Here is a 24308-nt window from a genome sequence, read left to right on the forward strand (position 1 = left end):
CCTTGTTGATATTGTCGAAATGCTGACCTTCGGGTGCCCATGTTTTCTGGGCACCGTTGAGGTGAATGTGATCTGGAGCGCCAGTTGTCATAGCGTCAGGCCACCTTGTTGATATTGTCGAAATGCTGACCTTCGATGCGCTCGATCTCGTCAACCTGTACGTAGTAGTCCACATCGTCGTTGAAGCTGTGGATGATCCAGGTGGCGATCATGCCGACGAAGCCGGCGATGGCCATCCACCAGATGTGCCAGATCATGGCAAAGCCAAACACCACGCTGAAGGCGGCGATGATGACACCGGCACCTGAGTTCTTCGGCATGTGGATGGGAGCGTACTTGGCCGGCTGGCGATAGGCGCTGCCGTCCTCTTTCGCTTCCCAGAAGGCGTCCAGACCGGTCACCTTGGGCTCGATGGCGAAGTTGTAGAAGGGCGGCGGAGAGGAAGTGGCCCACTCCAGGGTACGGCCACCCCAGGGATCGCCGGTCCAGTCACGGTTCTTCTCGCGGTCACGGATACTGACCACGACCTGGATGAGCTGGCACAAGACGCCGATGGCGATGAGGCCGGCGCCGCAGGCGGCAACCACCAGCCAACCGTGGAACTCGGGATCTATGTTCTGGCTGACACGACGGGTCATGCCCATGAAGCCCAGCACGTAGAGCGGCATGAAGGCCACGAAGAAGCCGGTGATCCAGAACCAGAACGCACGCTTGCCCCAGACGTCATCGAGCTTGAAGCCGAACGCTTTCGGGAACCAGTAGGTGATACCGGCGAAGCAACCGAACACCACGCCGCCGATGATGACGTTGTGGAAGTGGGCGATCAGGAACAGGCTGTTGTGCAGCACGAAGTTGGCGGCCGGCACAGAGAGCAGTACCCCTGTCATGCCACCCACGGTGAAGGTGATGATGAAGCCGACGGTCCACAGCATGGGCGAGCTGAACTCGATGCGACCGCGGTACATGGTGAACAGCCAGTTGAAGATCTTCACCCCGGTCGGGATGGAGATGATCATGGTGGTGATGCCGAAGAAGGCATTGACGTTGGCGCCAGACCCCATGGTGAAGAAGTGGTGCAGCCAGACCACGAAGGAGAGCACGGTAATGGCCACGGTCGCCCACACCAGGGAGGTGTAGCCGAACAGCTTCTTCTTGCAGAAGGTCGCCACCACTTCGGAGAAGATCCCGAACACCGGCAGCACCAGGATATACACCTCGGGGTGGCCCCAGGCCCAGATCAGGTTGATGTACATCATCATGTTGCCACCCATGTCATTGGTAAAGAAATGGGTACCCAGGTAGCGGTCTGCGGTGAGCAGGGCGATGGTGACGGTCAGGATCGGGAAGGAGGCGATGATCAGGATGTTGGCGCACAGGGCGGTCCAGGTGAACACCGGCAGACGCATCATGGTCATGCCGGGGGCACGCATCCGGATGATGGTGGCAAAGAAGTTGACACCGGTCAGCAGGGTACCCAACCCGGAAATCTGCAGACTCCAGATCCAGTAATCGACCCCGACCCCGGGACTGAACTCCAGCCCCGACAAGGGCGGATAGGCCAGCCAGCCGGTCTGGGCGAATTCACCGACCCCGAGGGAGACGTTGATCAGCACCACGGCCGCGGCGGTAAACCAGAAGCTCAGGTTGTTCAGGAAGGGGAAGGCGACGTCACGGGCACCGATCTGCAGCGGCACCACGATGTTCATCAGGCCGATCACCAGCGGCATGGCCACGAAGAAGATCATGATGACGCCGTGGGCGGTGAAGATCTGATCGTAGTGGTGCGCGTTCAGGTAGCCTTCGCTACCGGCGGAGGCCATGACCTGCTGACCACGCATCATGACCGCATCGGCGAAGCCGCGCAGCAGCATGACCATCCCTAAGATGAGATACATGATACCGAGGCGCTTGTGGTCTACCGAGGTGAACCACTCTTTCCACAGATATTGCCACTTGCCGTAATAAGTGATGAGACCGGCAAGCGCCAGCCCACCCAAGATGATACCGGCTATCGTGACCATGATGATGGGTTCATGGTACGGAACAGCCTCGAGTGTCAATTTTCCAAACATCGATTATTCCTCGGATCCTGCTTTCACACTCTTGTCAGCCATGGACGTGGCCATGTGTCCGGCATGCTCGTCGTGACTCATGGCCGCGTGGTCCATGGGTTCTGCTTTTGCAGCGTCATGGTTCATGGCCTTGTGGTCCATGGGTTCTGCTTTCGCGGCGTCATGCTTCATGGCCTCGTGGTCCATGGCGCCATCTTTTGCAGCGTCATGGCCGCCATGGGACATGCCGCCCATGAACTTGTTGATCACATTGACGAACAGCTTGGGATCGGCGCTGGCGAAGTACTCAACCGGGTGGTTTTCGCTCTTCTTGGCCAGGGCATCGAACTCACCCATGGTGCTCAGCATCTTGGGAGACTGTTTCACCTTGGCGACCCAGGCATCGAAACCGGCCTGGTCCTGGGTGGCAATCGCCTTGAACTTCATGCCAGAGAAACCGGCACCGCTGTAACTGCCGGAGATCCCCTTGTACTGACCCGCCTCGTTGGCAATCAGGTGCAGCTTGGTCTGCATCCCGGCCATGGCGTAGATCTGACCGCCCAGCTGGGGGATGAAGAAGGAGTTCATCACTGTGTCTGAGGTCACCCGGAAGTTGATCGGGGTGTTGACCGGGAAGGCCAGCTCGTTGACCGAGGCAATCCCCAGCTCCGGATAGACGAACAGCCATTTCCAGTCCAGCGAAATCACATCGACCTGGATCGGCTTGACGTCAGATTCCAACGGCTTGTAAGGGTCGAGGGAGTGGGAGGTTTTCCAGGTAATCACCGCCAGGATGGCGACAATAATGACGGGCACGGTCCAGACGACCGCTTCAATCTTGTTGGAGTGGGACCAATCCGGGGTGTATTTGGCAGTGGTATTGGATGCTCTGTATTTACGAGCAAATGCCACCGTCATAATAATCACAGGAATCACCACGATTAACATCAACCCGAGTGCGGTCAATATCAGTGACTTCTGTTCCAGACCAACCTGCCCCTTGGGGCTCATCAGAGCCATGTCGCAGCCACTCAGCAAGCCAGCGGTTGCCATCAACAGCAAAGCGCCCAAGCCCCTCTTTACTTCAAAAGGTCTCATGCAATGTCCTCATCGTTTCAAGGCTTATTGGTATAATAAAAATGCCGCATTTTATTGCATCAGACCGGCATGTGAACAACATGAAAAATTAATCCCAAAAATGTTCCAAGGGTGGTGAAAACAGGTATCAGATGTTAATCGCTTGACAGCGACCAATTTATTAAATTCACAGATCCTCAATTCATCTCCCGTTAATTTATCTCCCCGCCAAAATCGCTCACCAATTAATCAAAATGGTCCATTACCCTTATTTCAAGAGTGAGAAATAGGGCAAAAAAGAGCCATTCAACCCTCTCTTGATGCACAGGCGCCCTCTCCATTCCTTGATCTGGATGCGTATATTCCGAGGGGAAATAAAAAAATAATTAATCAAACGAATGTATGATTAACTTCCCGGGACCGAGAGAAGCGCAGAAGGGGCTGCCCTGTCTGGGGCCCGCCATGAAAAACGGGCCTCATGTAAGGCCCGCTTAAGACGACATCCCACCACGGGGTCTCCCTCAGGGGTGTTTATGCTCCATTCGGGTCGCCACAGCGATGCGGTTCCAGGCATTGATGGTGACCACCTGCATCAGGCACTGGGCCAGCAGGGTTTCCCCCAGCAGGGCCAGGGCCTGTTGGTAGGTCTCCTCGGTAAGCCCTCGCTCGCCGATCAGGGTCACCTCGTCGGTCAGGGCCAGCACGGCCCGTTCTCGCTCATCGAACAGCGGGGATTCGCGCCAGGCGGACAGCGCCAGCAAGCGCTGGGGGCTGTCGCCGTGATTCATCGCCACCTCGGCGTGCATCTCGATGCAGTAGGCGCAGCCGTTGAGCATGGAGGCCCGCAGCTTGATGAGCTCCTTGAGCGACAGGGGAATGTCGGTGCCGCCGAGATAGGTTTCCAGCCCCCGCATGGCCTGGATAGCGGCGGGGATCTGGCTGGCGAGCTGGATACGGTGGGACATGGCAAGACTCCTTGGATGAGCGCCCCCATGGGCGATGAGCACATTGTTCACGCTTTCATCCATGGATAGAATACCGCCACAACCTGCAACAGTTTTGCATTTACCGCAAAGGTATACCCATGCTGGATCGCGTCCGTATCCTGGCTCAGGTGGTGGAGTCGGGGAGTTTCTCCCGGGCCGCCCGCGCCCTCAACCTGGCCCCCTCCTCGGTGACCCGCACCATAGATGCGCTGGAGCAACAGCTGGGGATCCCCCTGTTCAAGCGCAGCACCCGCCAGCTGGTGCTGACCGAGCAGGGGGAGTACTTCCTGGCCCGCTCGGTGCGCCTGCTGGAGGAGGCGGATCAGCTGGTGCAATCCCTGCAGCCCCTGCCGGTGGCGCCAGAGGGCCCGCTTCGGGTCTCGGTGTTCGAGAGCTTCGGGACCACCTGGCTGGCGCCGCGCCTGCCGGCCTTCCTGGCCCGCTACCCCGGGGTGCGGCTCGAGATCGAGCTCGACAACCGGCTGGTGGATCTCGACGCCGAAAACGTGGACCTGGCGGTGCGCATCGGGCGCCCCGTGGACAGCGGCCTCCATAGCCGCCATCTGCTCACCAACCGGACCCTGCTGGTCGCCTCCCCCGCCTATCTGGCCCGCCACGGCGAGCCCGTCCACCCCGATGAGCTGGCACACCACAACTGCCTGATCCGCGGCCATGGCCGTCAGCGCCAGCACTGGTATTTCCGGCAAGAGTCGCAGCGGCACAGGGTCGCGGTGCGGGGCAACCTCGCCTCGGTCGGCGGCACGCCGCTGCTGTGCGCGGCCGAGGCGGGCGCCGGCATACTGCTGCTGTCGAGCTGGATGGTGCAGCAGGGGCTGGACAACGGCACCCTGCTGCCGCTGTTGCCGGACTGGCAGGCCTCCCCGTACGAGGATCGTCATGACGAGATCCATGCGGTGTTTCGGGGCGGCCGCTTCTTGAAGCCCCAGACCCGCGCCTTCATCGACTTTCTGATCGAGGTGATGGCGCCCTTGCAAGGGCCGCGCTGATGGCTGCATCCTGGCCATGGCTTATGGGAAAAGCAGACGCCGGGCAGAGTGCCCGGCGTCCGGTGTGAACAACACGTTCAGCGCAAGAGTTCAGCCCGCGGGTTCAGCGAGCATTGCGCCCATCCGGGGGTGAGGTGACACCGCGATAATCCCCGTAAGGGAAGACGCTGCGCAGGCGCTGGGCCACGGGCTCCGGGATGGAGCGGGAGAAGACCAGCCTGACCCCGTTGTCGTCGCGCTGACCCAGGATGCGGCCCCGCACCGGATCCTGCTGCAGGATCTGCTTGGCCTGGGCCAGGAAGCGCGGCGGCACCGAGCCTCGCTTCACCTGCACCTTGCCAGGGGCAAGCCGGATCTCGAACAGGGCACCACGCCCCAGCTTCATCAGCCACCAGATGAGGGCTATCGCCACCAACAAAGACAACCAGGCCATCCGCTTGCTCCTTGAATACCTCAGTTTTCGTCAGTATAGGCCAGCGTCGGCTGGCAATTATTTGGTGAGCCTCACGCTTTGTCCATCACGCTGGCGAGCGTCTCAGCAATCCTTCCCCCAGGCCACCAGCGTCTCACGATAGAGCGCCAGCAGGACCTGATCCCGCACCGCCACCCCGACCCGCTGGGCCGGATAGCCCGCCCACTCATCGTGGGGGTGGGACTTGCCGTCGAACTTCTGCAGGGTGTGGCCGATGGCGGGGCCATGGTCGATGACCCGCACCGGTCCCTCCCGCAGGGTGAACAGCTCGGGATCGATCACGTAGGCGATGGCGGACGGATCGTGCACGTGGCAGCCATTGAGGCCGATGCGCTCGGAATAGAAGCGCAGGTAGAAGCGGCTCACCGCCCACAGGAAGCGGCCGGGCTCACCGGCGTCGTCCCGCAGGGCATCCAGGTAGGCACTGCTGAAGAAGCTCTGCTGGGTCACGTCCAGCCCGATGATCACCACGGGCCAGGGGGCGGTGAACACCCGATCGGCCGCCTCGGGATCGTCGTGAATGTTGGCCTCGGCATAGGGGGTCACGTTGCCACGATGGCCGTTGACGCCAAAGGCGCCCCCCATAACCACCACCTGCTTCACCAGCGAGGTGATCTCGGGGGCGGCCTCGAGCGCCAGCGCCAGGTTGGTCAGCGGCCCGATGGTTACCAGGGTGATCTCGCCGGGATTGGCCTTCACCGTCTCGACTATGTATTGCCAGGCCGGGCGGGGATCCGGGGTCAGGGTCACCTCCCCCGCCTCCACGTCCCCCAGCCCGCTCGGGCCGTGCACCACGATCGTCGGCCCCACGGGCTCGCGCAGCAGCGGCGCAGCGGCGCCCTGAGCCACCTCTGCCTTCATGCCGTATTTCTGCTTGAGCCAGAGGGCGTTGCGGGTCCCGTTCTCTATGGTGGCGTTGCCAAACACCGTAGTGATGGCGAGCAAGTCGATGGCGGGGTGGGCCTCGGCAAAGAGTATTGCCATGGCGTCGTCGATACCGGGATCGGTATCCAGAATGATCTTGTGGGTCATGGGGCCTCCATACGGCAGAAGTGCCAGTGTAGCGACCCCGGGCCCGATTAACAGCGTCAGGATCACAGCCTCGGGGTTTGGCCTGCCATCCCCCTGCCGACCGGCGACATCTTGAGCACCTCATCCGGGGCCTGTCATGGTCAGGGGTCTGAGTGGCGACATTCTGGGCAGTCGGCCTGCCCTCAGACCCCCGCGCCTTGTGGGTAGGTCTGCGGGATGGTATCACTGGCCCCTCTCTCCCCACTCCTCGCCGAGGCGCCAACGTGATCACCCTGATTAAAGAGTCTGAGCAGCTGAAGATGCCCTGGAAAAACAGGCAGGGCACCACGGCCCAGATCCTTGTCTCCCCCCCGGGCTCGAGCCTGGAGAAGCTCGACTTTGACTACCGGCTTAGCTCGGCCCCCATCAAGGCGGCGGGCCCCTTCTCCAAATTTCCCGGTTATCAGCGCATCCTGCTGCCCGTCAGCGGCGCCGGTTTCGTGCTCAACGGCCACCCCTATGCCACCTTCGAGGCGGCCCATTTCAGCGGGGATGACGAGACCCACTGCGAGCTGCTGAAAAAGGAAGTGACGGATCTGGGGCTCATCTACGACCCAGCGCGCATCGGCGCCAACGTGCGGGTGCTCATTGTGCCCTTCCCCCTGACCCTCACCCTGGAGGCGGACAAGACCTACCTCTGCCACCTGCTGAGCGGCCAGCTGACGGTGGCAGGCCAGGCCGTGGCCATCAACGAGACCCTGGTGGTGCAGGGGGAGGAGAGCATCCACTTCGAGTGCGGCAAGAAGACCACCCTCGCCTTCTTTACCCTGCAGCCCAAATAGGCGGCAGGAGCAGGCCTGACGCCGGTCAGCGTTTGGGCGTCCGCCCGCCGCTGTCGAGGCAGGCCTGCATGGAGTCGTAGGGGGTGTAGTGCTTGGTGCGACTGTAGTAGGTGCCGCCCTGGGGATGGCAGATGCCGCTTCTGCTCTTCTTGACCGGGGGCTCTGCCGCCAGCGCGATGGCGCATACCAGCAGCAGGCAACCGCTGATCACCCATTTCATGGCTTTCATGACGACCTTGGTTCCTCTTGGGCAGGCCCATCAGGCCCGAAAGGCGCCCATCTTACCCTTTCACTCCCCTGCTCACCCGGCGCCGGATCATAAAACGGCGCGCGATACCGCCCGCACGGGCATCCGACTGATGCTGCAATCACGGCAAGCGGGCACAAAAAAGCCGGGATATCCCGGCTTTTTCCTGTCAGGCCAGCGCGGCTCAACCGACCTTGAAGGCCCCCTTCATCATGGCGAAGTGGCCGGGGAAGGAGCAGAAGAAGGTGAGATCCTTGCCCGCCAGCCCGTCGGTCTTGAAGGTGACGCTGGTGCTCTCGCCGCCCCCCACCAGCTTGGTGTGCGCCAGGATACGGGCGTCGTCCTTGGGCAGGTAGTCGTGATCGACGCCGGCGCTCATGCCCGCAGTGGCGACGGCCTGATAGTCGGCGGTGTTGGTCAGCACCCAGTTATGACCCATGTTGGCCACCGGCAGCTTGCCCGTGTGATTGAGGGTGACAGTCACCTCTTTGCAAGTGGCCGGCACGCTCATCTCTTTGAGGTTGTACTGCATGGCGTCATTGCCTTCGATGACCAGGGCGCACTCATCGGCCAGCGCCGGGGCAGCCAGGGAACTCAGCAGCAGCAGGGTTAACACCTTTTTCATCATCTTCTCCTTTGATTGGCGAGGAATGGCAACACCCTTGTCTGGCGAATCGCACGTCGACACGCAAAGATGCTGTCATGATCGATCTTCATTGTACCCAAATGTCACCGAAGGGCTGCCGCTTTTGCTCAAAGCTGCGGACCAGGTCACTTCCCGAGTCCATTGAACTGTGGAACAGATCGGCCGGCTTCACCCCAGCACGGCTTAATTATTTTCACCCGGACCCGGCCCCCGGGGCTCGTCAATGGCGGCGCCCTTGGCTAAGCTGCTCCCCCGTCGATGACTCCCGCGAGAATGCAAGATGAAGACCCTCTCCCTGGCCCCCCGCGGCCTGCTGCTCTCCCTGATGCTGCTGCTGACCGCCTGTCAGCCGGCGCCGACCCAGACCCGCATTCAGGGCAACACCATGGGCACCTACTATGCGGTGACCCTGAGCGACCCCTTCCCCGGCGGCCAGGCCGCGCTGCAGGGGGAGGTCGATGCCCTGCTGGCGCGCATCAACCAGGAGATCTCCACCTATGATCCTGGCTCCCTCATCTCCCGCTTCAATCAGGATGCGGGCAAGGCCCCCATGCCCATACCGGCCAGCATGGCGAAGATTGTGCAGCAGGGCATGGATGCGGGGCGCCTTACCCTGGGCAAGCTGGACGTCACCGTGGGCCCTCTGGTCAACCTGTGGGGCTTCGGGCCGGACAAGCGCCCGGTCAAGCGGCCCACCGCAGAGCAGATCGCCAAGGCGCGGGAGCGGGTCGGCATCGACAAGCTCAGCCTGACGCCGCAAGGGGACCATTTCCTGCTTGGCAAGGCCATCCCCGATCTCTATCTGGATCTCTCCACCCTGGGGGAAGGGGCGGCATCCGATGAAATCGCCGCGCTGCTGGAGCGCAAGGGGGTGCACAACTACCTCGTCGAGGTAGCGGGCGCCGTGCGCAGCAAGGGGCACAACGACAAGGGCAACCCCTGGCGGGTGGCCATCGTCGAGCCCTCGGACAGGCCGGGCGCCATCGAGGACGTGGTCACCCCGAACGGCATGGCCCTGAGCACCGCCGGCAGCTACCGCAACTATTACGAGCTCGATGGCCGGCGCTACTCCCACATCATAGATCCCGCCACCGGCGAGCCCGTCACCCACAAGCTGGTCTCCGCCAGCGTCATCACCCCCACCGCGCTCGAGGCCGACGCCCTCGACACCGCCCTCATGGTGATGGGGCCCGAGCAGGCGATGGCCTTTGCCACCGAGCACAAGCTGGCGGTCTATCTCATCGAGAAGACGGCCACGGGCTTTGCGGCGCGCCACACCCCTGAGTTTGCCCCCTACCTGGTGCGCAGCCAGCCATGAACGACGAGGCCCCGCAATGCGGGGCCTTTTCATGACGGCGCGCTATTCGATGGGGACGCGATGGGGCGCCGGGGTGACCGCCTGCTTGGGCAGTTGCAACGTGAGGATGCCGTTCTCGAAGCGGGCGCTGACCTTATCCGGCGCCACCTCCACCGGCAGCTCGACGGTGCGCGACACGCTGCCATAGTAGCGTTCGCTGCGCAGGGATCTCTCCTCCTTGCTCTGGCTGTCGTGCTGGCGGATCTCCGCCTTCAGGGTCACCAGCTTGCCGTGCACGTCCACGTGGATGTCCTCCTTGGCCACCCCGGGCAGCTCGGCCTGCAGCAGGTAACCGCCGTCGCTCTCCCTCAGATCCAGCGTGATCCGGCTGGGCAGGGGATCCCCGTGCAGGGGCCGGATGTAGAAGCCGGAGGCCATGTCGTGGAACAGGTCATCAAACAGGCTGGTGCGGCTCGGTAGCAAACTCATTTGATTCCTCCTTGTGGTGCGGGTGATGTCTGCAGATCGCCGGGATCTGCCTCCCTTCAAGTCTAAAAACCGGGTCGAACCGCGCCACTGCCATCTCGCGTCCGGTTGACGAAGATCAAGGGCGCACCATGATTTTTTTGCGGACTGCCTCTTGCCCTGGCGGGAAAAACGGGGCCCCTTCCCATGTTCAATTGCCTGTCTGCGGACTTTGGTGGCACACTTCTCCCACCAGCCCGCAGCGCCTCGATGCAAGACAGATGCAGACACCGGATCCCGCACCAGAGAAGAAAGCCCAGCCCAAACCCAGGCGCATCCTGCTGGTCAACGAGCAGCGTTCCTTTCAGATGATGATGAAGGCGATGCTGATCAACATCGGCATCAACCGCATCACCTACATCAATTCTGCCGACGAGGCACGCCGCCGCTGCCAGAAGGAGAACTTCGACATCTATCTGCTGGACTACGAGCTGGGAGCGGGCGAGAACGGTCGCCAGTTGCTGGAGAGCCTGCGGGACCAGCAGCTGATCCCGCCCCAGAGCGTGGTGATCATGGTCAGCAGCGACAGCTCCCGCGCCATGGTGCTGAGCGCGCTCGAGGCCGAGCCCGACGAATACCTGATGAAGCCCTTCTCCCAGGAGCAGTTCTCGTTTCGCTTGAAGCGCGCCCTCGCCCGTCGCCAGTCCCTGGAGAGCGTCTTCATCGCCCTCACCCAGAACGATATGCCGGCGCTGATCGAGGCTTGTGCCAGACAGGCCGATGCGGTGCCGCGCTTTGCCAACTTCTGCCGCTGCCTGCAGGCCGACACCCAGCTCAAGCTCGGCCAGGCCAAGGAGGCGCGCAGCCTGATGCGCCAGCTGCTGGCCGCCCAGGAGAACAGCTGGGCCAGATTGACCCTGGGCAAGGCCTGCTACCGTCTGGCGCTCTATGACGAGGCGGTGAGCCACCTGCAGGCGACGCTCAAGAACACCCCCCTGATGGTGGAGGCCCACCTCTGGCTGGCGGAATCCCTGCTCTCCCTTGGCAAGGAGGAGCTGGCCCAGCAGGAGCTGCGCCGTGCGGTGGACATCTCCCCCCAGTCGGTGCAGCTCTCCCGCCGGCTGGCAGAGGTGTGCCTGCAGCGCCACGACTACGGCCAGGCCAAGGATGTGCTGCTCGCCCTCATCGACCTGTCGCGCAACTCCATCCACCGCACCCCCCATTATCTCGGGGCCTACATCCAGACCCTGACCCTCTACGCCCTCAACAGCAACGACGGCTATCACATCGCCAACCTGCAAAAGCAGGTGAACTCGGCCCTGTCGCGCATTCGGGACTCCCTGATGATGTCGGAGTTCAACTACCCGGTGTTCGAGCAGATCTGTCAGGCCAGGGTGCGCATCGCCCTGGGGGAGCTGCTCAAGGGCAAGAAGATGCTCTATCGCGCCAACCAGAACTGGCTCGACAAGCCCGAGACCATGCCCCCCGCCCTGCTCGGCGAGACCATACTCGCCCTCTACCAGCTCGGGGAGTTCGAGTACGCCGAGAGCCTGCAATCCCTGCTGGCGGAGGATGAAGACAGGCTGCTCACCACCTGCATCCAGGTGACCCGCGACGACAAGACGGTGCAGGAGCGCCGTCAGCGCTACCAGCAGCTCAACGATCTCGGCATCAAGGCCTACCAGAGCGGGGAGCTGGAGCAGGCCCTCGGCCATTTCCGCGAGGCCCTGCGCCGGGCTCCCGCCAATACCGGCGCCGCCCTCAACAAGATCCAGGTGCTGCTGCAACTGATGCAGAAGAACCGCAAGAGCCCGGAATTCGGCGCCGAGTGCAAGGAGACCCTGGAGGTGCTGGAGGGCATCCCCCTCAATCCCGCCCAGCAGGATCGCTTTCGCAAGCTGCGCCAGGAATTTAACCAGCTAGCCTAGCCAGCGGCGCCTCTCCCTCACCTATGCTGATACAGACTCAGACAAGGAGGAGCGACAGCATGGGGATGTGCCGATACCTGGTGGCAGATGGCCGCCACTGCAGCGAAGAGGCGGGGGATCACGACCTGTGCCACTGGCACGACCCCCACGCCTCCCACTCGTCACCGGACACGGCCGCGGCGCTGGAGCGCTATGTGCGCCAGGGGGGCCTGTGCCACGGATTGCAACTGGCCCGCGCCGATCTCGCCGGCCTCAACCTGGTGAACAGAGAGGGGCCACAGGGGTTCCTGCTGGAGCAGTGCAACCTCTATCGCGCCAACCTGAGAGGCGCCCACCTCTTTGGCATTCGCATCAAGGGCGGCAGCCTGATGAAGGCCGACCTCAGCGAGGCCAACCTGCACTGCGCCGAGCTGCACGACGTCAACCTGCTCGGCATCCGCTGGAAGAACACCCGGCTCGACAACCTGGATACCGGCAGGCGCCTGATGCAGGACAGGAAGGGACGACGCGAGCGGGATCCGGTGCAGGCCCGCGTCTGGTTCAAGGAGGCGGAAGAGACCTATCGGGATCTGCGCAAGGCCTCGGAGGCCCAGGGGATCTTCACCATGTCAGGCCGCTACATCCAGCAGGAGCTCACCATGCGCCGCCTGCAGATGCCGTTCTGGTCCTATCACCGCTTCGCCTCCTGGATAGTGGATCTCTTCTGCGGCTACGGCGAGGCCCCCATGCGGGTGGTGCTCTTCTCCCTGCTGCTCATCTTCATCTGCAGCATCTTCTACTTCTTCTGCGGCCTCAACTTCGCGGGCAACCACCTCATCTATCGCCCGGAGGCGACCCTCGAAGAGAACGTCATCTTCCTGCTCGAATGCCTCTACTACAGCGTGGTGACCTTCACCACCCTGGGCTATGGCGACTTCACCCCGGTCGGCCTGTCGCGGATCTTCGCCGCCTTCGAGGCCTTCACCGGCAGCTTCACGCTGGCGCTGTTCGTAGTGGTGTTCGTCAAGAAGATGACCCGCTAAAACCTGTCCACGATCTTGCTGCGAGGCCGCTTCCAGGGCTCATATGCGGCTCGCTGATGTGTCACCAGGCGCTCTCATGCATACATATACACTCAGGTTCCTGCGCTTCACCTTGCCGGCGACCTCTCGCGACAGATAGTGAACAGGTCCGATGCAAGTTCAGGAGCGGCGCCGGGCGTCCCCCGGAACTTGCATCCAGACCGGATTCCTAGTCCAATAGCGACTAATAAAAACGACATGAGCACCCCGAACATGAAGATCATCTCTTTCAATATCAATGGCCTGCGCGCACGTCTTCATCAGTTGCAAGCCATCATCGACAAGCACCAGCCGGATGTGATCGGCCTGCAGGAGATCAAGGTGCACGACGAGGCCTTCCCGGTGGCGGACGTGGAGGCCATGGGCTACCACGTGGTGTTCCACGGCCAGAAGGGTCACTACGGGGTCGCCATCATGAGCAAGCAGGCCCCCATCGAGGTGCAGAAGGGGTTCCCCACCGATCCCGAGGATGCCCAGCGCCGCATGATCATGGCCAGCTTCAAGCGGGAAGACGGCTCCGTCATCAAGGTGATGAACGGCTACTTCCCGCAAGGGGAGAGCCAGGATCACGAGACCAAGTTCCCGGCCAAGCAGAAGTTCTACGAGGACCTGCAGCACTACCTCGAGACCCACCACAGCCCGGACGACCAGATAGCGCTGATCGGGGATATGAACATCTCCCCCACGGATCTCGACATCGGCATCGGCGAGGCGAACCGCAAGCGCTGGCTGCGGGATGGCAAGTGCTCCTTCCTGCCCATCGAGCGGGAGTGGATGGAGCGCCTCAAGGGGTTCGGCCTGACCGACACCTTCCGCGCCGCCAACCCCACCGAGTGCGAGCGCTTCTCCTGGTTCGACTACCGATCCAGGGGCTTTGACGAGAACCGGGGCCTGCGTATCGACCTCATCATGGCCTCCGACGCCCTCAAGGACAAGGTGACCGAGACCGGCATCGACTACGAGCTGCGCGGCATCGAGAAACCCTCCGATCACGCCCCCATCTGGACCTGCTTCGCCTGATGATCGCCCGCCAGTGGGGGCATCAGGCCCCCACTGGCACTTGCTTGCTCCTTGCTGCCTACCCTTTCACCGTCCCTGTCACAGGCTGTCGCGCCCCCCCTCTCCTCCCGCCGTCAGGACCCGGGCCAACAGCTCTGGCTCAACTTTGTCACTCTATTATTAAAAAACCCTTGTATTGCAAAACGTTAAATGTGCAAACATGTCATTAACAGCCCCCATTGATATCCAATTTGCACACAACCATAGTGGCTCAACCGGCAGGAGTGTGAAGATGAAGGTTTCAGGCGCCAGGAAAGAAGCATTCAAACGCGGTTTTATGGCCCTGGCACTCGCCAGTGCGCTCACGGGTTGTGGCGACGACAAAAGCGCTCAGGCCCAGACACTGCCCCCGGTCCCCGTGGTGGTGGCCACCGTCACCCCTGCCGATGTGCCCCTCACCACCGAAGTGGTCGGCGAGACCGCCGGCTTTCGCGAGATCGATGTGCGCTCCCGGGTCGGCGGCATCCTGCTCAAGCGCACCTATGTGGAGGGCCAGCCGGTCACCGAGGGACAAGAGCTGTTCCTGATCGATCCCGCCCCCTATCAGGCGGCGCTGGAGCAGGCGCAAGGCAGCCTGGCCCAGGAGCAGGCCCGCCTCAACAAGGCCAGGGCAGACAAGGATCGCACCATTCCCCTCTATCGTCGCCAGGTGGTGAGTCGCAAGGACTATGACGACACCATAGCGAACTACGAGGCAACGCTGGCCTCCCTGCAAGCCGCCCAGGCCAAGGTGAAGGAGGCAGCGCTCAACCTCGGTTACACCAGGGTCACGGCCCCCATAGACGGCATGGCGAGCAAGAGTTCACAGTCCGAGGGCAGCCTCATCACCACCAGCGGCGACAGTGGCCTGCTCACTACCATCACCCAGTTCGATCCCCTCTATGTGAACTTCTCCTACTCGGAGCAGGATCGCCTCACCTTCGAGAACTCCCTCAAGAGCGGCAAGCTGCAAGCCCTGGACAGCACTAACTGGCGTACCCATATCCGCCTCGCAGATGGCTCCGTCTATCCCGATGCGGGCAAGATCAACTTCTCGGATAACAGGGTCGATCCCCAGACAGGCACCATTCGTGCCCGCGCCATCTTCGACAACAAGCAAGGCAAGTTGCTGCCCGGCCAGTTCGTGCGCATGACCATAGAACTCGGGGTGCGCAAGAATGCCATCCTGATCCCCGAGCGCGCCATACAGCAAGCCCAGGCCGATCGCATGGTGATGGTGGTCGGTGCCGACAACAAGGTTGAGCCTCGTCTGGTCAAGCTCGGACAGAGTGTCGAGGGCGGCGTCCTGATCGAAAGCGGCCTCAAGGCGGGAGAACGCTATGTGACCGAAGGCCTGATGAAGGCGCGTCCCGGCGCCATCGTCAAGCCCGTCAGTCCGGAACAGATGAAGGCGATCAGCGCCGAGGTCATCAGTCGCAGCGGCGCTCAGTAAGGAGTTTCTATGTTTTCCAAGTTCTTCATCGAGCGCCCCATCTTCGCCAGCGTGATCTCCATCATCATAGTGCTGGCCGGGCTGGCGGCGATGCGCTCCCTCTCCATCGAGCAGTATCCCCAGATCACCCCACCCGTGGTCTCGGTCACCACCTACTACCCGGGGGCGACCCCGGAAGTGATTGCCAAAACGGTCGCCGCGCCTCTGGAGCAGCAGATCAACGGGGTGGAGGACATGATCTACATGCAGTCCTCCTCCGCCTCCAATGGCCAGATGAACCTCAACGTCTACTTCAAGATAGGGACGGACCCGGATCAGGCCACCATCAACGTCAACAACCGGGTCTCCGCCGCCATGGCGCAGATGCCCGATGACGTCAAACAACAGGGGCTCACGGTACGCAAGAAGTCGACCTCCATCCTCCAGGTCGTCACCCTGGCCTCGCCCAAGGGAACCTTCGATACCACCTACCTCTCCAACTACGCTCTGCTCAACATCATCGATGAGCTCAAGCGCATCCCAGGGGTCGGCGACATCACCTTGTTCGGTGGCACCGACTATGCCATGCGTATCTGGCTGCGGCCGGACCGGCTGGCTCAGCTCGAGCTCACCCCGAGCGACGTGATAGGCGCCATCCGCGAGCAGAACACCCAGTTCGCGGCCGGCAAGATAGGCGCCCAGCCCACCACGGCGCCCATCGACTTCACTTACACGGTGCAGACCAAGGGCCGGCTCGAGGACGTGACCGAGTTCCAGAACATCATCGTCCGCTCCATGCCGGATGGATCCAAGATCCGTCTGCGGGATGTGGCCAGGGTCGAACTCGGCGGCAAGGACTACGATGTGACCGCCAGCCTCAATGGCAAGCCGGCGGTGGGGATCTTCACCTACCTGCAGCCGGGGGCCAATGCCGTCGCTGTGGCCAACCAGGTCCATGAGACCATGGAGCGCCTCAAGGCCCGCTTCCCCCAGGATGTGGATTACCGCATCCCTTACGACACCACAGAGTTCGTGAAGATCTCCATCGAGGAGGTGGTGCACACCCTATTCGAGGCGATCGTGCTGGTGTTTATCGTGGTCTATCTGTTCCTGCAGAACCTGCGTGCCACCCTGATCCCCTGTATTGCTGTGCCGGTGTCGCTCATCGGCACCTTCGCCGGCATGCTGGTACTGGGCTTCTCCATCAACCTGCTGACCCTGTTCGGCATGGTGCTCGCCATCGGGATAGTGGTGGATGACGCCATAGTGGTGCTGGAGAACGTCGAGCGGATCATGCGCGAGAAGAAGTGCTCCCCCAAGGAGGCGGCCATTCTCGCCATGCAGGAGGTCTCAGGCCCTGTGGTGGCCATAGTGCTGGTGCTCTGCGCCGTCTTCCTGCCGGTCGCTTTCATGGGCGGCATGACCGGGGTGATGTACAAGCAGTTCGCCATCACCATCGCCGTCTCGGTCGCCATCTCGGGTCTGATAGCCCTGACCCTGTCGCCAGCCCTGTGCGCCATCTTGCTCAAAGAGGGCCATCATGAACCCGCCCGCTTCTTCGTCTGGTTCAACCGGATGTTCGACAGCCTCACCGCCCGCTACGTACGCGGGGTGGCCTTCCTCAACCGCCGGGTCGGGGTGGCGTTCACCATCATCGCGGTGATCCTGGTCTCCATCTACGGCCTGCTGATGAAGGTGCCGGGGGAGCTGGTGCCCAACGAAGATCAGGGTTACCTGCTCTCCGCCGTCATGCTGCCGGATGCCGCCTCCCTGACTCGCACCCAGGCGGTGGCCAATCAGTACGACCAGATCGCCATGGCCAACCCTCATGTGCAGGACGTGGTGACCTTCTCCGGCTTTGACATTTTGTCGAGCTCCATCGTCAGCAACCGGGGGGTGAGCTTCCTCCCCCTGAAGTCCTGGGGCGAGCGCGAGGGTGAGGGGCAGGACTCCTTCTCCCTGGCCAAGACACTGCAGGGGCTCAGCGCCATGGGGCAGTCCGATGGTTTCGTCGCCTCCTTCAACCCGCCCCCGATCCAGGGCATGTCCACCACTGGCGGACTGGAGGCCTATCTGCAGAACCGCGGCAGCGGCGATGCGAAATCCTTCGCCGCCGAGGTCGACAGCCTGCTGGAGGCGGCCAAGCAACGCCCCGAACTGGCCAGCGTCACCAGCACCTATCGCGCCAATGTGCCCCAGGTCTTCCTGGATCTCGACCGCGAGAAGGCCAAGGCGCTGGGGCTGCCCATCAACGCCGTGTTCGACACCATGCAGGCCACCTTCGGCCAGGTCTATGTCAACGACTTCAACCAGTTCGGCCGCACCTACCGGGTGCAGTTGCAGTCCGAGGCGGACTACCGCGCCAGGAAGAGCGACATTCGCAACGTCTATGTGCGCTCCAACAAGGGGGATATGATCCCCCTCAGCAGCCTGGTGACGGTGCGTGACACCACGGGTCCCGAGCTGGTGGAGCGTTTCAATATTTTCCAGGCGGCCAAGATCATGGCCCAACCCGCACCGGGCTACAGCTCGGGTCAGGCCATAACCGCACTGGAGGAGGTTGCCAACGACACTCTGGGCAATGAGGCCACCCTGGCCTGGACCGGCTCCGCCTATCAGGAGAAAGAGGCCGCTGGCAGCGCCGGCACCGCGTTCGGTTTCGGCATCCTGATGGTGTTCCTCATCCTGGCGGCCCAGTATGAGCGCTGGACACTGCCGTTTGCGGTGATCACCGCCGTGCCCTTCGCCCTGTTCGGCGCCCTGCTCGCCACCTGGACTGTGGGGCTGACCAACAACGTCTACTTCCAGATAGGGCTGGTGACGCTCGTCGGCCTTGCCGCCAAGAACGCCATCCTCATAGTGGAGTTCGCCGTGATGAAGCACGAGGAGGGAATGAACCTCCTCGAGTCGGCATTGGAGGCGGCGCGGCTGCGTTTTCGTCCCATCGCCATGACGTCGCTCGCCTTCATCCTCGGCTGTGTGCCGCTGGTGACCTCGAGCGGCGCCGGTGCCGCCAGCCGCCATGCCCTCGGCTGGCCTGTGATAGGCGGCATGCTGGCGGCGACCTTTATCGCCATCTTCTTCATCCCGCTCTTCTTCCGCCTCATCATGAAGCGATCGGAGTCGCAAGCCCAGCCCCCCAAACCCTGAGCCTGAGCCCCCGCCACGCGGGGGCTTCTTCGTCTGCCAATCCGGCATTTCTTAATCCATATCAACTCTTTGGCAGATGGTACAGGCCGAACCTTGACCTTCTCCTGTAGGTAAGGTTTACATTCATCCCATACGTCACAGGAAAGATGCACCATGTTGTCATCGAGATTGCCCACAGAACTCATCGCCCGGCTGTTGCTGGCGTTGTTGCTCGTCTGCAATCTCACCCTCTGCATCAGCTGGCATGGCGCGGCGGCAAGGGAGGAGGCGACGTCCTCCTCCCTCGCCATGACCGGGGCCGCCACCATGCCTGCGGCCATGCAGGGGCTCTCCTGTCACGACGGCGGTGATGGCTACGCTGCCGCCGACCCCAATCAGGACGAGTGCCAGATGCACGGCGGCCTCACCTCGCCCATGGGGGCCGGGCTGCCGCTGCTGGCCGCCCTGCTGACCCTGCTCGCCCTGCCCCTGTTGCTGCTGCCCCTCGGGACGGCGAGCAGCGTGCTGGACAACTGGTTGCGGGATCCCTTCCTGCGATCCCGCGGTACCCACCCACCCTCCTGGCCGCGCCGACACCTGATGTTGTCGGTGCTGCGCCACTAGAAAGCGCTTCTCTCGCGGCGGCGGCAAGCCTCGGCTTGCCCGTTTTCTGCCGCCTTGCCTGACCCTGTGCCCTGGCCAAACCGGCCCGCTCGCAGGGAGCCGTGCGCGCTGACACAGCTGCGCCCCGTTCGCCGCCCGTGATGCCTTGCCCATCACCCACTCGGCGGCCTGACAGAAGAGAAGAGATACCATGTCATCCACCCCAGTTACCCGGTCTGCCAGCGCGCGGCCGTGCCAGCCGCCCCTTCGCCTCCCGCGCGCCGGAGGCTTGTCATGAACAAGACACTGTTGATGTCCGCCCTGCTGCTGGCCCTCGGCGCCGGTGGCGGCTACTGGGTCGCCAGACACCTGCCTGGCGATGGCGCCAGCGCCGAGAAGACGCCCCTCTACTGGGTCAACCCCATGGATCCCCGCGACAAGCGCGATGGCCCCGCCAAGGACAACATGGGGATGGACTTCATTCCCGTCTATGAGGAGCAAAAAAGCGGCTCCCCCGGCACCGTCACCATCAGCCCCGAGATCCAGCAAAACCTGGGGGTGCGGCTCGCCAAGGTGGAGAAGCTGCCCATCCACCAGCAGATCGAGACGGTGGGCTACGTCGGCTATGACGAGGACAGGCTGGAGGCGGTCAACGCCCGCATGGCAGGCTGGATCCGCACCCTCGCCATCAAGAGCGAGGGGCAGCAGGTCAGCAAGGGGAGCCTGATTTACGAGCTCTACGCCCCGGATCTCGTCAACGCCCAGCACGAGTATCTGCTCGCCCTCAACACCGCCAACCCCCTGCTGCTGCGCGCCGCCGAGGGCAAGCTCAAGTCCCTGCAGGTGCCGGCGGATCAGATAGCGGCCCTCAAGCGCAGCCGCCAGGTGCAAGAGACGGTGCGCATCTATGCCCCGAGCAGCGGTTATGTCTCCGAGCTCAAAGTGCGCGAGGGCCAGTATGTGGAGCCCGCCGCTGCGCTCTTTAACATCAGCACCCTCAAACAGGTGTGGGTCAGTGCCGAGGTGTTCGAGCGCCAGGCCGCCCAGCTGAAGGTGGGGGATCCAGTCACCATGACCCTGGACTACGCCCCCGGCCGCCACTGGCAGGGCAGGGTCGATTACCTCTACCCGACCCTGGATGCCGCCACCCGCACTCTCAAGGTACGGCTGCGCTTCGCCAACCCGGACGAGTTCCTGAAACCCAATATGTTCGCCAAGGTGAGCATTCGCACCGGGCAGGGGGAACCCCGGCTGGTGGTGCCGAGCGAAGCGGTGATCCGCACCGGCAGCCAGGACAGGCTGGTGCTGGCGCTGGGGGATGGCAGCTTCAAGTCGGTCGCCGTCACCCTGGGCCCCCAGTTTGGCGACAAGGTGGCCATCCGGGAAGGGGTCGAAGCGGGGGACAGCATAGTCAGCTCGGCCCAGTTCCTGCTCGACTCCGAATCGGCCATCGATTCTGACTTCCAGCGCATGACGGCGGTGCGCCCCGCCCAGGTGTGGACCCAGGGCGAGGTTGAAAGCATCGATCTGGCCAACCGTACCCTGATGGTCTCCCACCAGCCCATCCCCGAGTGGCAGTGGCCCGCCATGGAAATGGAGTTCACCGTGGCGGACGGGGTGGACATCAGCAAGCTGGCCGAGGGGCAGACCCTGCACCTGCAGGTGTTGCAGGAAGGGGATGAGTACCGCATCACCACCATCCATCAGGAGAGTGCTCCGGCCAGCGCTGATGCGCCGGCAAAGGATGAGATGGAAGGCATGGACCATAGCCAGCATCAGATGGCGATGCCCGAGATGGAGAAGAAGTCATGACCCCCTCCATCATTCGCGGCTTTGCCAACAACCGCTCTTCACTCTCTGCGCCCCATGAGCAAGGAGTCCAATCATGATTCCTGCCATCATTCGCTGGTCCGTCGGCAACCGCTTTCTGGTGCTGCTGTTGACCCTCATGCTCACCGCCTGGGGGCTCTGGTCGGTGAAGCAGACCCCGGTGGACGCCCTGCCGGATCTCTCCGACGTCCAGGTGATCATCAAGACATCCTATCCGGGCCAGGCGCCTCAGGTGGTGGAGGATCAGGTCACCTACCCGCTCACCACCGCCATGCTGGCGGTGCCGGGGGCCACCACGGTGCGCGGCTACTCCTTCTTCGGCGACTCCTTCGTCTATGTGCTGTTTGACGACGACACCGACCTCTACTGGGCCCGTGCCCGGGTGCTGGAGTATTTGAGCCAGGTGGCCCCCAATCTGCCCGCCTCTGCCCGCCCCCAGCTCGGCCCCGATGCCACCGGGGTGGGCTGGGTCTACCAGTACGCCCTGGTGGACAGAACCGGCAAGCATGACCTCAGCGAGCTCACCTCCCTGCAGAACTGGTTGCTCAAGTTCGAGCTGCAGACGGTGGACGGCGTCTCCGAGGTCGCCACCGTGGGCGGCATGGTGCGCCAGTATCAGGTACGGGTCGACCCGGACAAGCTGCGCGCCTACGGCATCCCGCTCTCCCTCATCGAGACCGCCATCCAGCAGGGCAACCAGGAGACCGGCGCCTCCGTCATCGAGATGGCGGAAGCGGAGTACATGGTGCGCTCGAACGGCTACCTGAAGAGCGTGGAGGATCTGAAGCAGATCCCCCTCGGCACCAATGTGCGCGGTGCCCCGCTGCTGCTGGGTGACGTGGCGGATGTGGTCACCGGCCCCCAGAGTCGACGCGGCGTCGCCGAGCTCAACGGCGAAGGGGAAGTGGTCGGTGGCATCATCGTCATGCGTTTCGGCGAGAACGCCCAGCACACCATAGACGGGGTCAAGAAACGGCTCGCAGAGCTGAAAAGCAGCCTGCCGGAAGGGGTGGAGATCGTCACCGTGTACGATCGATCCGATCTTATCCAGCGCGCCATCGACAACCTCTCCGGCAAGCTGGTGGAGGAGTTCGCCGTGGTGGTGCTGGTCTGCCTCGCCTTCCTGTTCCACCTGCGCTCATCCCTGGTGGTGGTCATCACCCTGCCCATCGCCATTCTGGTGGCCTTTATCGTGATGCACCTGCAGGGGATCAACGCCAACATCATGTCGCTGGGGGGCATTGCCATCGCCATCGGCGCCATGGTGGATGGCGCCATCGTGATGATCGAGAACGTCCACAAGCATATGGAGCGGGAGGCGCTCACCGACAAGAACCGCTGGCGCATCATCACCGAGGCGAGCATAGAGGTGGGGCCCGCCATCTTCTTCTCCCTGCTCATCATCACCATCAGCTTCTTGCCGGTGTTCGCGCTGGAGGCGCAGGAGGGGCGGATGTTCCACCCCCTCGCCTACACCAAGACCTACGCCATGGCCGCCGCGGCCGCACTCGCCATCACGCTGGTGCCGGTGATCATGGGTTACTTTATCCGCGGCAAGGTGCTGGCGGAGCAGGCCAACCCGCTGAACCGCTGGCTGAGCCAGGGCTATGTGCCGCTGCTCAAGGCCGTCTTGGCCCGTCCGAAAACCACGCTGATGCTGGCGGCGGTGGTGACGGTGGCGGGCTTCTGGCCACTCAAGTACCTGGGCTCCGAGTTCATACCGCCGCTCGATGAGGGGGACATCATGTACATGCCCACCACCGCGGCCAATATCTCGGTGGGCAAGGCGCGGGAGATCCTGCAGCAGACCGACAAGCTCATTCGTACCGTGCCCGAGGTGCAGAACGTGTTCGGCAAGGCGGGGCGCGCCGAATCGGCCACCGACCCCGCCGATCTGGTGATGATGGAGACCAGCATCCAGCTCAAGCCCCGGGATCAGTGGCGCCCCGGCATGACCCCGGAGAAGCTCAAAGAAGAGCTCGACTCCCTCATCCGCTTCCCCGGCCTCACCAACGCCTGGGTGCCCCCCATCAAGACCCGCATCGACATGCTGGCCACCGGCATCAAGACCCCGGTCGGCATCAAGATTGCCGGGCCCGACCTCAAGGTGATCCAGCAGCTCGGCCAGCAGCTGGAGCAGATCGTCGGCAAGGTGGAGGGGGCCTCATCGGTCTATGCCGAGCGGGTGGCGGGCGGTCGCTACGTCAAGGTGGATATCGATCGGCTGAAAGCGGCCCGCTACGGCCTCAACATCGCCGACGTGCAGGCGGTGCTCGCCACCGCGGTGGGCGGCATGGAGGTGGGGCAGACCATCGAGGGGCGCGAACGCTACCCCATCAACCTGCGCTACCCCCAGAGCTATCGCGACTCGGTAGCCAGTCTGGAGCTGCTGCCGCTGGTGACCCCAAGCGGCGCACGCATCGCGCTGGCGGACGTGGCGCGGGTCTACATCAGCGACGAGGCGCCCATGCTGCGCAGCGAGAATGCGCGCCTCAACGGCTGGGTCTACGTCGACATTCGCGGCCGCGATATCGGCTCTTTTGTGGCAGAGGCCAAGGCCGAGGTAGACAAGCAGCTGGCGCTGCCGGCGGGCTATGCCCTCACCTGGTCTGGGCAATACGAATACATGGAGCGGGCCAAGGCGCGCCTCGCCTACGTGGTGCCATTGACCGTCGCCATTATCGTGTTGCTGCTCTATCTGGCGTTTCGCCGCTTCCAGGAGGTGCTGCTCATCCTCACTACCTTACCGCTGGCGGTGGTGGGCGGGATCTGGACCCTCTGGCTGCTGGACTTCAACCTCTCGGTGGCGGTGGGGGTGGGCTTTATCGCCCTGGCCGGGGTGGCGGTGGAGACAGGCGTGCTGATGCTGGTCTACCTCAACCACGCCTGGGATGACCTGGTGGCGAGCGGCAAGCCGGACAAGGCAGGCCTGCACCAGGCAGTGATCCACGGCGCCGCCCTGCGCCTGCGCCCCAAGATGATGACGGTGGTGACCATCATCGCCGGCCTGCTGCCCATCATGTGGAGCCACGGCACCGGCTCCGAGGTGATGCAGCGCATCGCCGCCCCCATGATCGGCGGCATGGTGAGCGCGCTGGTGCTGACCCTGCTGGTGTTGCCCGCCGCCTTCTATCTGTGGAAACGCCGTGCCCTGGACCAAAGCGTGAATGAACAGGCCGAATAACC

Annotated in this window: 19 protein-coding genes; 11 read left to right on the plus strand and 8 right to left on the minus strand. The window is 63.0% G+C overall.

Annotated features, from left to right (window positions below):
• Positions 1–95: 95 nt before the first annotated feature.
• From cyoB to AC3WR3_RS04385, 3 genes are all read right to left on the minus strand, one after another.
• Positions 96–2072 (minus strand): cytochrome o ubiquinol oxidase subunit I, encoded by a 1977-nt coding sequence (cyoB, locus tag AC3WR3_RS04375; RefSeq protein ID WP_408804151.1) that lies wholly within the window; start codon positions 2070–2072, stop codon positions 96–98.
• Positions 2073–2075: 3 nt separating this feature from the next.
• Complete coding sequence (gene cyoA / locus AC3WR3_RS04380; protein ID WP_139436390.1) at positions 2076–3149, minus strand: cytochrome o ubiquinol oxidase subunit II; 1074 nt, start codon at positions 3147–3149, stop codon at positions 2076–2078.
• A gap of 500 nt (positions 3150–3649) precedes the next feature.
• Positions 3650–4093, minus strand: coding sequence for a carboxymuconolactone decarboxylase family protein (locus tag AC3WR3_RS04385; protein ID WP_319913329.1), 444 nt, complete (start codon positions 4091–4093; stop codon positions 3650–3652).
• A gap of 119 nt (positions 4094–4212) precedes the next feature.
• Between AC3WR3_RS04385 and AC3WR3_RS04390 the strand changes: the two genes are divergently transcribed.
• The gene (locus tag AC3WR3_RS04390) at positions 4213–5121 is read left to right on the plus strand and encodes a LysR family transcriptional regulator (protein WP_492291268.1); all 909 of its coding nucleotides are present in this window, start codon (positions 4213–4215) and stop codon (positions 5119–5121) included.
• 103 nt (positions 5122–5224) lie between these two features.
• On the opposite strand, the gene AC3WR3_RS04395 is transcribed toward AC3WR3_RS04390, so the two are convergent.
• Both AC3WR3_RS04395 and AC3WR3_RS04400 read right to left on the minus strand, forming a co-directional pair.
• The gene (locus tag AC3WR3_RS04395; protein WP_202046731.1) at positions 5225–5554 is read right to left on the minus strand and encodes a DUF3634 family protein; all 330 of its coding nucleotides are present in this window, start codon (positions 5552–5554) and stop codon (positions 5225–5227) included.
• 102 nt (positions 5555–5656) lie between these two features.
• Positions 5657–6625 (minus strand): nucleoside hydrolase, encoded by a 969-nt coding sequence (locus AC3WR3_RS04400; protein ID WP_492291269.1) that lies wholly within the window; start codon positions 6623–6625, stop codon positions 5657–5659.
• A gap of 263 nt (positions 6626–6888) precedes the next feature.
• Between AC3WR3_RS04400 and AC3WR3_RS04405 the strand changes: the two genes are divergently transcribed.
• A complete protein-coding gene (locus AC3WR3_RS04405; RefSeq protein WP_492291270.1) occupies positions 6889–7446 on the plus strand; it encodes a HutD family protein in 558 nt (185 codons plus the stop codon).
• Between the two features lie 25 nt (positions 7447–7471).
• Here the strand turns inward: AC3WR3_RS04405 and AC3WR3_RS04410 are convergent, their stop codons facing one another.
• Together AC3WR3_RS04410 and azu are read right to left on the minus strand one after the other, a co-directional pair.
• Positions 7472–7675 carry a hypothetical protein gene (locus AC3WR3_RS04410; protein WP_408804146.1) on the minus strand — a complete coding sequence of 68 codons (204 nt, stop codon included), beginning with the start codon at positions 7673–7675 and terminating at the stop codon, positions 7472–7474.
• Between the two features lie 202 nt (positions 7676–7877).
• Complete coding sequence (azu, locus tag AC3WR3_RS04415) at positions 7878–8318, minus strand: azurin (protein ID WP_492291271.1); 441 nt, start codon at positions 8316–8318, stop codon at positions 7878–7880.
• Positions 8319–8619: 301 nt separating this feature from the next.
• Between azu and AC3WR3_RS04420 the strand changes: the two genes are divergently transcribed.
• On the plus strand, positions 8620–9657 hold the full coding sequence (locus AC3WR3_RS04420; protein WP_492291272.1) for an FAD:protein FMN transferase: 1038 nt from the start codon (positions 8620–8622) through the stop codon (positions 9655–9657).
• Positions 9658–9699: 42 nt separating this feature from the next.
• Here AC3WR3_RS04420 and AC3WR3_RS04425 read toward each other — a convergent pair whose 3' ends face one another.
• Positions 9700–10125: an Hsp20/alpha crystallin family protein gene (locus tag AC3WR3_RS04425; protein ID WP_139436372.1), complete on the minus strand. Its 426-nt coding sequence runs from the start codon at positions 10123–10125 to the stop codon at positions 9700–9702.
• A gap of 257 nt (positions 10126–10382) precedes the next feature.
• Between AC3WR3_RS04425 and AC3WR3_RS04430 the strand changes: the two genes are divergently transcribed.
• From AC3WR3_RS04430 to AC3WR3_RS04465, 8 genes are all read left to right on the plus strand, one after another.
• Positions 10383–12029, plus strand: a complete 1647-nt coding sequence (locus AC3WR3_RS04430; protein WP_492291273.1) for a response regulator — start codon at positions 10383–10385, stop codon at positions 12027–12029.
• Between the two features lie 59 nt (positions 12030–12088).
• Positions 12089–13051, plus strand: a complete 963-nt coding sequence (locus tag AC3WR3_RS04435) for an ion channel (protein ID WP_492291274.1) — start codon at positions 12089–12091, stop codon at positions 13049–13051.
• 252 nt (positions 13052–13303) lie between these two features.
• Positions 13304–14110 (plus strand): exodeoxyribonuclease III, encoded by an 807-nt coding sequence (gene xthA, locus AC3WR3_RS04440; RefSeq protein WP_139436366.1) that lies wholly within the window; start codon positions 13304–13306, stop codon positions 14108–14110.
• A 271-nt stretch (positions 14111–14381) separates the two neighbouring features.
• A complete protein-coding gene (locus tag AC3WR3_RS04445; protein WP_139436364.1) occupies positions 14382–15581 on the plus strand; it encodes an efflux RND transporter periplasmic adaptor subunit in 1200 nt (399 codons plus the stop codon).
• Positions 15582–15590: 9 nt separating this feature from the next.
• Positions 15591–18710, plus strand: a complete 3120-nt coding sequence (locus AC3WR3_RS04450) for an efflux RND transporter permease subunit (RefSeq protein WP_492291275.1) — start codon at positions 15591–15593, stop codon at positions 18708–18710.
• A 153-nt stretch (positions 18711–18863) separates the two neighbouring features.
• Complete coding sequence (locus AC3WR3_RS04455; RefSeq protein ID WP_139436360.1) at positions 18864–19313, plus strand: hypothetical protein; 450 nt, start codon at positions 18864–18866, stop codon at positions 19311–19313.
• Between the two features lie 273 nt (positions 19314–19586).
• Positions 19587–21104 carry an efflux RND transporter periplasmic adaptor subunit gene (locus AC3WR3_RS04460; protein ID WP_492291276.1) on the plus strand — a complete coding sequence of 506 codons (1518 nt, stop codon included), beginning with the start codon at positions 19587–19589 and terminating at the stop codon, positions 21102–21104.
• 73 nt (positions 21105–21177) lie between these two features.
• The gene (locus AC3WR3_RS04465) at positions 21178–24306 is read left to right on the plus strand and encodes an efflux RND transporter permease subunit (protein ID WP_492291277.1); all 3129 of its coding nucleotides are present in this window, start codon (positions 21178–21180) and stop codon (positions 24304–24306) included.
• The last annotated feature ends 2 nt before the right edge of the window (positions 24307–24308 follow it).

Source organism: Aeromonas sp. EU05-FHT14A05 (genome assembly GCF_058791175.1).